The organism is Bartonella sp. M0192 (assembly GCF_016102305.1).
GTDB lineage: Bacteria > Pseudomonadota > Alphaproteobacteria > Rhizobiales > Rhizobiaceae > Bartonella > Bartonella apihabitans.
Map to the genome: position 1 here is coordinate 73,006 of NZ_JACFOU010000002.1, position 11,880 is coordinate 84,885.

Consider the following 11,880-nt stretch of genomic DNA (forward strand, 5'->3'; position numbering starts at 1 on the left):
TTTAAATGGCAGAATAATAGAAAATTAATTGTCAGACGCAAGAATTATTCGCCGATAATCTCATAGAGGACTCTAAACCATGCAGCTTCTGCACAATTTTTTATCTTGGTTTCCGGAAAAAACGGTTCATGATTTTATGCTGTTATTTACCTTTAATGTTTCGTCATGATATTCACCCGACAGCCGCAACCATTCGCGAGCCGCATAGGAAAGGTGACTATTGCTACGCCAAATCAATGCCATATGCCATTCAATGATTGTGTCGGTCATTTCAACCATTTTGACATTTTTGACATTCCGTTTTTCCGCAATCATGCGGGGTAAAAAACCAACCCCCATTCCCGCTGCCACCAAACCAAATAAAAAGTCGATCTGACTCGAGCGCGCCGAAACGATTGGTGACAGTCCTTTTTTATGAAATGTTTCAATAACAAGCGGTGTCAAAGCGAATTGACTGGCAAAAAGCACAAACGGATATTCAACAAGTTCTTTGGCTGTGATTGTGGTTCGCTCTCCGGCAAGACTGGCCGGCATTAAGGCAACAACAGGATCATTACGAACATCTTGATAATCGAAGCCGCTCGCAATTGGCACCAGAGAACCGGCAAGTTCGATTTCGCCCTGCCGCACCAGCTCTTCCAGTTTTTTGCTCCCGTGTTCGACTATATTGATATCAATCTGCGGGTGTGAGGACGTATAGCGGGCAAGAACGGGAGCAAAAAGCTCCGAACTGCCAATAGGGGGAAGTCCTATTTTCAAAATACCCCGTTTTAGCCCCTTCAATTCGGCGATCTCGCGTTCCATTGCCGATTCTTCGGCAAGAATTCGTTGGGCATGACGTAAGACATATTCGCCCGCCGCTGTAAGCTGCATTTTTCCTTTGTTTCGATTGATTAATTTGGTTCCATACTGTCTTTCAAGCTGGGCCAGAGATTTACTGATCGTCGATTGCGTCGAGTTCAAAACTTTCGCGGCCGAGGAAAAGCCGTTCTGGCGTATAATTTCGACAAAGGCTTCAAGTGTTCTTATTTGCATGACTATTCTATATCAGAATAGTCATCATGAATTCAATTCATTTTACGAATGACATAGCATCACTTATCTAACGTTTTGTCAGGAGTATAAATTAAATGATACATCGTCTCTCTATTCAAACACGCCGGCTTTTCCATCGCAACATATTTGCACAGATGGGACTTTTGTGCGCATTCTGGATTGGTGGCGAGGTCATTACCTGGGCACTGAACCTACCGATTCCGGGCGCCATTATCGGTATGGTCCTCGCACTTCTTGCGCTCGCTAGCCACAAACTCAGCATATTAAGCATGAAACGCGGTGCCGATTGGCTCATTGCCGAAATGCTCCTGTTTTTTGTTCCAGCCGTTCTTGCCCTACTCAATCACAAAGAATTTATCGGCTTGTTAGGGATTAAAATTCTGGTTGTTATTCTGGGGGGTACTTTTGTTGTTATGAGTATCACCGCTTTGACAATAGATCTTTGTTACCGCTGGATGTTAATGCGCCATGTCAAACATTGAAGCAAATCTTGAACAATATATGGCTGATATCGAGCTTTATACCAGTCCGGTTTTCAAAACGGTTTTCTGGTCGCTCGTTACTATCCTTCTCTATATGGCGGCTAAAGCATTTTACCGTCGTTTTTCTTATTGGTGGCTCACACCATTGGCGGTGACACCGCTTCTTTTGATGATTGTTGTCGTCTTGCTTAAAGGCGACTACGCCCATTACATCAAAGCTACCCATTGGCTGGTTGCTATTCTGGGGCCGGTCACCGTTGCCTTTGCCGTACCAATCTGGCAGCAACGCCGCATCATCGTTAAAAACTGGTTTATTCTTACAATCGGTATCATCGTCGGTTCTTTTGCCTCGATGTTGTCGGCCTGGGGGCTTGCAACACTTATGCAACTTGATCCGACTTTGCGGCTCAGTCTTATGCCGCGTTCGATCAGCACACCTTTTGCCATGGAGGTTTCGGGCGATATTGGCGGCATTCCGGATTTGACAGCTATTTTTGTTGTTCTGACGGGTGTTATGGGCGCTGCACTCGGTGAAGTGATTGTCAAATATTTGCCCCTACGCTCGTCTCTTGCACGTGGTGCTCTTTTCGGTATGGGGGCACACGGAGCAGGCGTCGCCCGTGCCCACCAGATGGGGCGCCAAGAAGGGTCGATTGCCGGCCTCGTTATGGTGATGGTTGGCATTGTCAATGTTCTGCTTGCGCCAATTTTGGGATGGCTTCTGAAATAGAACAAAAAATATGCGGTTCTTTATAAAAACCGCATATAATTTTTTTGCCCCGTGTTCTTAGCCGGTCATACAATTTTTCTTTATAGCAAAACACATTGATAAGGGGTTTTGGCTGTTCGGGTAACGCGCGAATTTTTGCCCCCACGCTTATTTTGCACATTTTTTTGACAAAAAAGCTTCCCGTCCGCTCAAAATACGCGAGAATCTTCATTCGAATTTTTACCGTAGGACAGCATCGTCTCATTATTTGGCCGCTTTAACGGAGGGAGGCCTATTTTCTCTTGCTCTTGCAGCCGAACTCACTATTTTCCAACTCCTCTGTGTCAAATGCGTACAATCTTGACACAATGACCTGTTTTATTTCAGGAAAATGCTTTAAAGCAGAACAAAAAGCCGAGTGAAAGGATTCCTCTATGGCCAATGTGATCGACGGGAAAAAACTTTCTGAAGACATCCTTGCCAAGGTAAAACAGGAAACTGCTGTTTTACGTGAACAACACAATATTCAACCGGGTATTGCGGTGATTATTGTCGGAGAGGATTCTGCCAGCAAGGTTTATGTTGCATCCAAGGAAAAACGCGCCGAAGAATGCGGTTTTCTATCCAACAAATATGAACTGGATGAAAAAACCAGCGAGTCGGATTTGCTTGCCCTTGTCAAGGAACTGAATGAAGACAAAAATATCCACGGCATTCTGGTGCAATTGCCATTACCGGCGCATATCAATGCCGATCATGTCATCCAGACAATTTCGCCGGATAAAGATGTTGACGGCTTCCACTATATCAATGCCGGAAAACTTATGACCGGTGCAATCGAAGATGCATTTATTCCCTGCACACCCGCCGGTATTATGTTCATGATCAACCATGGTTTGGGTAAAGATCTTTCAGGCCTTGATGCAGTGGTCGTCGGCCGTTCGAATATCGTAGGAAAACCTGTTGCAGCGCTCCTTCTTGCGGCCAATGCAACAGTAACGATTGCCCATAGCCGCACTCGCGAAATTGATGATGTCTGCCGCAGTGCCGATATTCTCGTGGCAGCGGTCGGTAAACCCGAAATGATCAAAGGTGACTGGATAAAACCCGGTGCCACGGTCATTGATGTCGGCATCAACCGCATTCCTGCACCTGAAAGAGGTCAGGGTAAAACCCGTCTTGTCGGTGATGTCGAATATCAAACCGCAGAAAAAGTGGCAGGCTTCATTACCCCTGTTCCGGGTGGTGTCGGGCCTATGACAATTGCAATGTTAATGGCAAATACTTTGAAAGCGGCTTGCAAGGCAAATAATTTGCCATTGCCAAAATTCTGATTGGGTTGCGATATTTCCTTCGAAACATTTACTGACTGAATGTCATTTCAGAAGATCAATAAAAAACGCTCCGGAACAATCAAATCCGGAGCGTTTTTTATGACTATCAAGCTTTAAACCAGCTATTTGCGCAAAGGACCAACAACAACGCTTGCCCCTTGATCGGCCCGCCCGACAAATTCGCGGAAGACACGGAAAAGCTCGCGTCCGGTACCGAATTCATGTGCTGAAAGATCAGGGTGTTCAATCGGTCTGTTGTTGAACTCCTGTTCATTGACAAGAATTGTCAATGTTCCCTCATTGGCATCAAGCCGGATCATATCGCCGTCTTTCAACCGTGCAATCGGACCATTATCAAGTGCTTCCGGTGTGACATGGATGGCAGCCGGAATTTTTCCGGATGCGCCGGACATACGACCATCGGTTACAAGGGCAATCTTCTGCCCGCGATCCTGCAATACGCCAAGAACCGTCGTCAGTTTATGCAATTCCGGCATACCATTGGCTTTTGGCCCCTGATAGCGCACAACGGCAACAAAATCCTTGCCATCAAGTTTACCGGCTTTGAAAGCATCTTGAAGTTCCAGTTGGTCATTGAAAACCAAAGCCGGTGCTTCGATCAACCAGCGTTCGGGTTTGACTGCCGATACTTTGATAATGGCAGCGCCCATATTGCCGGAAAGCACACGAATGCCGCCGTCCGGTTGGAAGGGTTTCCGCCAACCGGTGAGTACTTTTTCATCGCCACTCTTTTCCGGTGCCGGTTCACGCACAACTTGCCCGTCACTTCCAAGTTTCGGTTCGGTAGCATAAGCATCCAAGCCCTCGCCGAAAACTGTGCGGACATCATCATGAACAAGACCCGCCTCAATCAATTGTTTGATGACAAATCCCATGCCGCCTGCGGCATGAAAATAGTTCACATCGGCAAGACCATTGGGATAAACGCGCGCGATAAGCGGAACAACCGATGAAATTTCGGCAATATCGCCCCAGGTAAGATCAATACCTGCCGCATGAGCCATAGCGATCAGATGAATTGTATGGTTGGTCGAACCTCCAGTCGCATTCATCCCGACAATCGCATTGACAAATGACCTTTCGTCGATCATCGCACCGACCGGCGTATATTCATTGCCAAGGGCGGTAATTTTGAGAGCACGCTTTGTTGCTTCCCGCGTCAACGCATCGCGTAACGGAGTATTGGGGTTGATGAAAGCAGCTCCCGGCATATGAAGCCCCATCATTTCCATCATCATCTGGTTGGAATTGGCAGTTCCATAGAAAGTGCAGGTTCCCGGCCCATGATAGGATGTCGCTTCCGATTGTAGCAATGCCTTGCGGTCAACCTTGCCTTCTGCATAAAGCTGGCGGATTTCCGCTTTTTTGTCATTGCCCTGACCGGTTGTCATCGGGCCTGAAGGCACAAAAATTGCCGGAATATGCCCGAAGGTCAAAGCGGCAATGACAAGACCCGGCACAATTTTATCGCAAATACCAAGATAAAGTGCAGCATCAAATACATCATGCGATAAGCCGACGGCAGCAGCCATTGCTATCACATCGCGTGAAAAAAGCGACAGTTCCATACCGGTATAACCTTGGGTAATGCCGTCGCACATTGCCGGAACACCGCTTGCAACTTCGGCTACACCACCGGCCTCGCGCGCTGCAGCCCTGATAATTTCAGGAAAAGCTTCAAAAGGCTGATGCGCGGACAACATATCATTATAGGCTGTGATAATGCCGATATTGCCGACAACGTCTTCTTTCAACCGCTCTTTATCAAGCGGTGCACAGGCAGCAAAGCTGTGCGCCTGATTGGCACAGGCAAAAAAGCTGCGACGCGGGCGATTGCGTGCGGCATGGTTTATCCGGTCAAGATAGATTTCGCGACTTTTCTTTGACCGTTCGCGAATCCGGTCTGTCACGGCAGCAATAGTGCCTGAAAGAGACATGTTCTTTCTTTCTCCTAAACTGAAACTGTGTCAAATAACGAATGGGTTCCATCCGTTATCTGCTTTTCCTCTTCATTCGGCGACCAATAGACTTGAACAGGATGGCGTGTATTTTTCAACACTGCACGAATAGGCAATTCTTCAACCGGTCCGTCTTCTAAAGCCCGTTCGAAAACATCGAGTTTCGTCTGACCTTCAATATGAAGAGCAATAAAACGTGCTTCGACAATAACGGGCAATGTAAGCGTTAAGCGGGCTTCCTTCAAGCCACGTGCATGAATTGGTAAAACCAGCGCACGCGATTCCGGATCAATAGCCTGTTTCAAGCGGTCACCACCCGGGAAGAACGAGGCTGTATGCCCGTCGGTTCCCATACCAAGAACGATCACATCAAAAGGCCGCGGCAGGCCGTTGATGCGACTTGCTGCGGAAAAGGCCGCAAGTTCTGCGGTGATCGACGGGTTATAAAGGCCATAAAAGCGGGCTTTCGAGGCGAAATTCTGTAATAGGCTTGAACGCACCAGACGCTCGTTGGAACGATCATCTGTCACGGGCACAAAACGTTCATCCACCAGAGTGACAAGAATATTTTTCCAATCAATATCTGCCTTGGCAAGGTAATGGAAAAAAAGTTCTGGTGTTTTACCACCTGATACAGCGAGCACTGCCTGTTTGCGTTCAACAATAGCAACACTCAATTCCGCTGCAACCCGATCAGCCAAAGCTGAAGCCAATGCCGAAGGCGTGTCGAAATTCAGCCGGTTTGTATCCATCAAGCTCATAACAAATACCCTAAACTGTGTCGTTCCATGTGCGACCATCCCGCTCGATCAGGGCAATCGATTTTGATGGCCCCCATGTTCCTGCCGTATAACCTTGAACCGGCATATTTATTGCTTCCCAACCTTCTTCGATCGGATCAACAAAACTCCACGCAGCTTCGACTTCATCACGCCGCATAAACAATGTCTGGTTGCCACGGACAGCATCCATCAACAAACGTTCATAAGCATCGGGATTTCGAACCTGAAATGAATCGGCAAATGTCATATCAAGCGGTACATGGTGAAGCCGCATCCCGCCCGGCCCCGGATCCTTGATCATCAGCCATTGTTTGACACCCTCGTCAGGCTGCAAACGGATAACCAGCCGGTTCGGTACAATCTCACCAGCCTCGCTGCCGAAAATATTGTAGGGAATGGGTTTGAACGTCACCACAATTTCCGACATGCGGGTCGCAAGACGTTTGCCGGTGCGCAAATAAAAGGGCGCTCCCGCCCAACGCCAATTGTTAATGTCAACTTTCAAAGCAACAAATGTTTCGGTATTGCTTTTATCTTTTTTAAGATCATCAAGATAGGAGCCGACAGGCCCGCTTGTCGAAGCACCGGCTTCATATTGGCCGCGTACGGTGCGGGTTGTTACATTATGGCTATCAATACGGGAAAGCGAATGCAGAACTTTAAGCTTCTCGTCACGGACAACATCGGCCGTATTGGCTGAAGGCGGTTCCATCGCAACCAGACACAAAAGTTGCAACATATGGTTTTGCACCATGTCGCGAAGAGCGCCCGCATTGTCATAATAACCGGCACGTCCCTCAAGCCCGACTGATTCGGCCACTGTTATCTGGACATGGTCGATATGGGCAGAATTCCATAATGGTTCATAAAGCGCATTGGCAAAGCGCAATGCCATCAAATTCTGGACAGTCTCTTTGCCCAAATAATGGTCGATTCTGAAAATCTGCCTCTCGTGAAAAACCCGTGCCAATGTATCATTAAGCTTGGTTGCGGTTTCACGATCCCGTCCAATCGGTTTTTCGACGATGATACGGGTTTCATCGGTTACCAGACCATTTTTTCCCAAATGTTCGGCAATACTACCGAAAAGTGCCGGACTGACCGCCAGATAAAAAGCCCTGATCGTATTTTTCGAAGAAATCTCGATTGCTTTTTTCAATTTGTCCCAACCGTCATCGCTTGTAGCGTCAACGGGAACGTAACTCAGTCTTTTGAGAAAACGGTCAACTTCACCTTTGTCTATATCGGCGGCCGAAACATGTTTCTCGATCGCTTGGCGCGCAAAATTGCGATATTCTTCATCAGTCAATTTCGAACGTGATGTACCGATAATGCGTGTCGGTTCACTGAATTGCCCTGTGCATTGGCGGTGATAGAGTGCGGGTAAGAGCTTTCTTTCGGCAAGATCGCCCGCACCGCCAAAAACAATGCAATCAAACGGGGGAATAGGAATTATTTTACTTACCATAGAAATACCAAAGTCCTCAGACGCTTTACCTCTAGTCGTAAATCTTACTTATATCACGATATATATGCCTTGAGGTGCTGAATAAGCTGTTAATTTGCCGGTTACTTCACCATTAAATTTATTGTACGGGCAATCAAAAACAAGCAATCCGGCGTTTCCCCTTTGGAGAAACACAATTTTTCTGTCAAATCCGGCGCTTCCAAGAGGCGTTTCCAATAGAAGACAACGTGCATCCGGTACGATCAAGTGCAAATATTGACGTTCATCAATTTTGCGATGGCTGCCTCATTCTTCAAGGCGTCGAATTCACAATCACCATTTTTAGAATCGGTCCATCAAGGCAAAAAACCGCATTGCCACCCAAAGGAGCGGCGCCTTCAATGCTGTTCCACCCGGAAAAGAAGAAATTTTCAATTCTTTGAAGAGAGAAAGCCGGTCGCCCTTTCCAAGAATAGATTCTGCATAAAGCTTGCCCATAAAAGGTGCCAGCATCACACCATGACCGGAATAACCGCCACAATAAATCACATTCGGCATAATTTTTCGAACGTAAGGCATGCGTTCGACGGTAATAGCAACTGTCCCTCCCCAACAATGGGTGAGTTCGATTTGCCCCAATTTCGGGAAAATCTCTATAATCTGGGCACGAATACGTTCGGCAAGGTGGTCAATGAGCGAACGGTCATAGCTTTCAACCCCTCCAAATAATAAACGGTTGTCGGCACTTTTTCTGAAATAGCGCACAACAAAACGCGAATCATCAACAGCTTCGCCACCACGCAAAATTTCGCTATCGATTGGTAAGGGGGCTGTTGCTCCGATATAGGAACGTATCGGCACAATATATTTTTCGACGAAACGTTGCAAACCCAGATCATAACCATTGGTAGCAAGCAAAACCTGTCTGGCTACGATATATCCCTCGCTGGTCGTAACAATACATTTATCGCCTTCTGTCCGAACTGCCGTAGCACGGGTTTTTTCATAAAGCTGCGCACCTGCTTTCGAAGCAAGATTGGCAAGCCCGACAACCAGTTTTAGCGGATTGATGTGACCGGTACCGGTATCGCGAATTCCTCCATAATAAAAATCCGCTCCCAAACGCTCATGTGTCTCCTTGCTGTCCATAAAAGACAATTTGTCATAGCCGTAACGGAGCATATTGGCGACATGTTGCTGATAGGCGGCAATCTCGCGTTTTTTATAAGCAAGAGACAGTTGTCCTGGAACATAATCGAGATCGATTATGCCTTTCTGTTGAAAGTCCAATATATCTTTCTTGGCTTCTTCAGCGAGATCGAACAGAGCTTTTGTCCGCTCGAACCCCAGTGTTTTTTCGAGCTTTTCAACCCATTGCCGCTGGCCTGTTCCAAGTTGTCCACCATTGCGGCCGGACGCTCCGTCACCAAACCGCGCCGCGTCGACAAGTACAACACTTAAGCCCGCTTTTGCCAGATGATAGCTTGCGGAAAGTCCGGTGAAGCCGCCACCGATTATAGCGACATCACAGTCTTTTTTTTCATGGAGAGAAGGATAGGTCGGGCGTTCGGCTACACTGAATTCATACCAGGATAGCCCCGGTGATATATTGTTTTCGTGAAACATAAATTGATATCCTACACATTGAGCAGCAAATATTCCCGCTCCCAAGGACTGATAACTTCCATAAACGTTTCGAATTCTTGCCGTTTTATAGCGGCATAAGTGTTAACGAATGTGTCCCCCAGCACCGAACGTAACCGTTTATTCTCGTCAAACAATGCTACCGCCTCGACAAGACCACGGGGCAAATCTACATGATCGGCATTAACAGTCTTTGACGACGGTTCGTCAGGCTTGAGTTTGTCGACAAGGCCGATAAGACCGCAGGCGAGTGATGCTGCAAGTGCAAGATAGGGATTGGCATCGGATGATGGAAGACGATTTTCAACACGTCGCGCTTGAGGTGCCGAACGGGGAACACGAAAGGCCGTGGTCCGGTTGTCATAACCCCAATGGAGGTTGACCGGTGCCGAAAGATCCGGCACCAACCGGCGATAGGAATTGACATATGGCGCAAGCATCACCATTGCACTTGCCATATGCTTCTGTAAGCCACCCAGAAAATACCGGAAGGCTTCGCTTTCACTCCCGTCGGAACGGGTAAAAATATTGTTGCCGGTCTTCACGTCGACAATAGATTGATGGATATGCATGGCCGAACCGGGCTGGCCCTCTATGGGTTTTGCCATAAAGGTTGCATACATATCATGCTTGAATGCCGCTTCACGTATGGTGCGTTTGAATAGAAAAACCTGATCGGCAAGTTCGATCGGGTCACCGTGACGCAAATTGATTTCGAGTTGGCCTGCCCCTTCTTCGTGAATCAATGTGTCGATTTCCAGACCTTGCGCCTCGGAAAAATGGTACATATCGTCGATCAGTTCGTCGAATTCGTTAACACCGGCAATGGAATAGCCCTGCCCGCCACCGATAGCGCGACCGGAGCGGCCAACAGGAGGTGTCAAAGGATAATCGGGGTCAGGATTTTTCTGGACAAGATAAAACTCTATTTCCGGTGCCACCACCGGTTTCAAACCCAATTTTGTGTATTCTTCCACAACATTGCGCAAAACATTGCGTGGCGTGAATTCAACCCGTTTACCGCTCTGGTAAACAATATCGCAAATAACTTGTGCGGTCGGATCATCTTCCCACGGGACAACACTTAAAGTTGCAAGATCGGGTTCCAATCGCAAATCACCATCATCGGCCGGATAATGGAAACCGTTGCCATCTTCGGGATAATCGCCGGAAATCGTTGCCATAAACACAGCCGAAGGCAGAGCAAGCGACGTATCGGACGTAAATTTGCTCGACGGCATCATTTTGCCGCGAGCAACACCGGCCTGATCGGGGGTAATACATTCAATGTCTTCAATACCGCGAAAAGCAAGCCACTCCGAGGCTTCGTGCCAATTTTTAACGCCATAAATATTCTTGAGATAAGCGTGTTGCAACTTTGTGCTCTTATCTTTTGTCTTTTTTGTTTTTTTTAAGGTCATAAAACACCAAATTGAAATTTCTATGGTCTATAGATATCGGCTATCCAGTTTCAAAAATTCTAACGCCCACCGTCTTTTGTCAACCGGACGTTTATCGCTCCCGTCAGATTATCAATTTATCAAAACCGGATATAATCTATTCGTCCCGTCTTGCCCCAAGCTGATCTTGATCTTCTTATTTTCCCCCTGCCCGTCTTAAGCCTTGGCCCTACGAGCTCATATTACCTCATGGAACAAAGACCTTGCAAAGCTTTTATTACATCAACCTTTAGCCGATATTCCGATTTGCAAATTGGACGGGTTTTAACAATTTGGCTGCAAAATGTTATTTCAAGCCATTATCCGATCTTGCCTTTGGCTCGCCGGTTGCTGAATGAAAACCCGTCAGACATAAAAATCATCAGTGCATAGCGCAAATTATGCAAGAGTCAGGTTTTCAACAAAAATCACTGGAAGTTCGAAGACGTTCCATTGTCTGAACATGGTTCTTCAGGCTCTTTTTTAAGCTGTCAGCGCGGCTCTATTCGAATTTTTTTAAACCGTGCTAAGCCGTTCATCTCTCTTCTGCTTTTACGTAGATGAAAGCGCTTACGCAAAAGTGCACTCTTTTTTTAAAATAACCGAAAAGCTCAGGAAAAATGGTACGGTTGGTGGGAGTTGAACCTACGACCTCTGGTGCCACAAACCAGCGCTCTAACCAACTGAGCTACAACCGCATCGCCAGAATGAAACATTCTGACGGGTGACATACGGAAGATCGAACAATTTTGCAAGTGCCTTAGCGCATTTAAACTCTATTTATTGGTATTTTCATTGGATTTTTGTCTTCGGCGGACTGCAAAATCACTGAAACTTTTATTCCGCCCGCATAATGGCACTTATTAAATTGGCAATCAATGCGGGATAAAACACGCCCAAAAAAGCCTCTCTTTTCTTTTATAGGGAATTTGCAATCAAAGGTTTTTCAAAACCGGATTTTCCCATTATTGCGGTGCTTTCTATAAAAACCGCTCCGCACTTTTCAGG

General features: G+C 46.9%; 9 protein-coding genes and 1 tRNA gene. 3 read left to right on the plus strand and 7 right to left on the minus strand.

Features of this window, described 5'->3' with window-relative positions; all coding sequences use genetic code 11:
* Window positions 1–126 precede the first annotated feature (126 nt).
* Window positions 127–1,035, minus strand: coding sequence for a LysR family transcriptional regulator (locus H3S82_RS10850; protein WP_198233224.1), 909 nt, complete (start codon window positions 1,033–1,035; stop codon window positions 127–129).
* Window positions 1,036–1,130: 95 nt separating this feature from the next.
* Here H3S82_RS10850 and H3S82_RS10855 point away from each other — a divergent pair, with 95 nt between their 5' ends.
* From H3S82_RS10855 to folD, 3 genes are all read left to right on the plus strand, one after another.
* On the plus strand, window positions 1,131–1,538 hold the full coding sequence (locus tag H3S82_RS10855) for a CidA/LrgA family protein (RefSeq protein ID WP_198233225.1): 408 nt from the start codon (window positions 1,131–1,133) through the stop codon (window positions 1,536–1,538).
* Window positions 1,539–1,557: 19 nt separating this feature from the next.
* On the plus strand, window positions 1,558–2,268 hold the full coding sequence (locus tag H3S82_RS10860; protein ID WP_077973636.1) for an LrgB family protein: 711 nt from the start codon (window positions 1,558–1,560) through the stop codon (window positions 2,266–2,268).
* Between the two features lie 413 nt (window positions 2,269–2,681).
* Window positions 2,682–3,581, plus strand: a complete 900-nt coding sequence (folD, locus tag H3S82_RS10865; RefSeq protein WP_078040060.1) for a bifunctional methylenetetrahydrofolate dehydrogenase/methenyltetrahydrofolate cyclohydrolase FolD — start codon at window positions 2,682–2,684, stop codon at window positions 3,579–3,581.
* A gap of 122 nt (window positions 3,582–3,703) precedes the next feature.
* On the opposite strand, the gene edd is transcribed toward folD, so the two are convergent.
* The 6 genes from edd to H3S82_RS10895 all read right to left on the minus strand — a co-directional run bounded on the left by edd (window position 3,704) and on the right by H3S82_RS10895 (window position 11,570).
* Entirely contained in the window at window positions 3,704–5,539 is a 1,836-nt protein-coding gene (gene edd, locus H3S82_RS10870) for a phosphogluconate dehydratase (protein ID WP_198233226.1), read from the minus strand.
* Window positions 5,540–5,553: 14 nt separating this feature from the next.
* Window positions 5,554–6,321 (minus strand): 6-phosphogluconolactonase, encoded by a 768-nt coding sequence (gene pgl / locus H3S82_RS10875; RefSeq protein ID WP_077972815.1) that lies wholly within the window; start codon window positions 6,319–6,321, stop codon window positions 5,554–5,556.
* A gap of 10 nt (window positions 6,322–6,331) precedes the next feature.
* Window positions 6,332–7,810: a glucose-6-phosphate dehydrogenase gene (zwf, locus tag H3S82_RS10880; RefSeq protein WP_198237157.1), complete on the minus strand. Its 1,479-nt coding sequence runs from the start codon at window positions 7,808–7,810 to the stop codon at window positions 6,332–6,334.
* A gap of 321 nt (window positions 7,811–8,131) precedes the next feature.
* Entirely contained in the window at window positions 8,132–9,415 is a 1,284-nt protein-coding gene (locus H3S82_RS10885; RefSeq protein WP_198233228.1) for an FAD-binding oxidoreductase, read from the minus strand.
* A gap of 11 nt (window positions 9,416–9,426) precedes the next feature.
* Window positions 9,427–10,854, minus strand: a complete 1,428-nt coding sequence (locus H3S82_RS10890; RefSeq protein ID WP_198225863.1) for a glutamine synthetase family protein — start codon at window positions 10,852–10,854, stop codon at window positions 9,427–9,429.
* 639 nt (window positions 10,855–11,493) lie between these two features.
* Window positions 11,494–11,570: transfer RNA gene (locus tag H3S82_RS10895), tRNA-His, on the minus strand.
* Window positions 11,571–11,880 lie beyond the last annotated feature (310 nt).

Bases quoted from the DNA above. Each gene is read 5' to 3' on its own strand.
- H3S82_RS10850 (WP_198233224.1), bottom strand. From the start codon at position 1,035: ATGCAAATAAGAACACTTGAAGCCTTTGTCGAAATTATACGCCAGAAC.
- H3S82_RS10855 (WP_198233225.1), top strand. From the start codon at position 1,131: ATGATACATCGTCTCTCTATTCAAACACGCCGGCTTTTCCATCGCAAC.
- H3S82_RS10860 (WP_077973636.1), top strand. From the start codon at position 1,558: ATGGCTGATATCGAGCTTTATACCAGTCCGGTTTTCAAAACGGTTTTC.
- folD (WP_078040060.1), top strand. From the start codon at position 2,682: ATGGCCAATGTGATCGACGGGAAAAAACTTTCTGAAGACATCCTTGCC.
- edd (WP_198233226.1), bottom strand. From the start codon at position 5,539: ATGTCTCTTTCAGGCACTATTGCTGCCGTGACAGACCGGATTCGCGAA.
- pgl (WP_077972815.1), bottom strand. From the start codon at position 6,321: ATGAGCTTGATGGATACAAACCGGCTGAATTTCGACACGCCTTCGGCA.
- zwf (WP_198237157.1), bottom strand. From the start codon at position 7,810: ATGGTAAGTAAAATAATTCCTATTCCCCCGTTTGATTGCATTGTTTTT.
- H3S82_RS10885 (WP_198233228.1), bottom strand. From the start codon at position 9,415: ATGTTTCACGAAAACAATATATCACCGGGGCTATCCTGGTATGAATTC.
- H3S82_RS10890 (WP_198225863.1), bottom strand. From the start codon at position 10,854: ATGACCTTAAAAAAAACAAAAAAGACAAAAGATAAGAGCACAAAGTTG.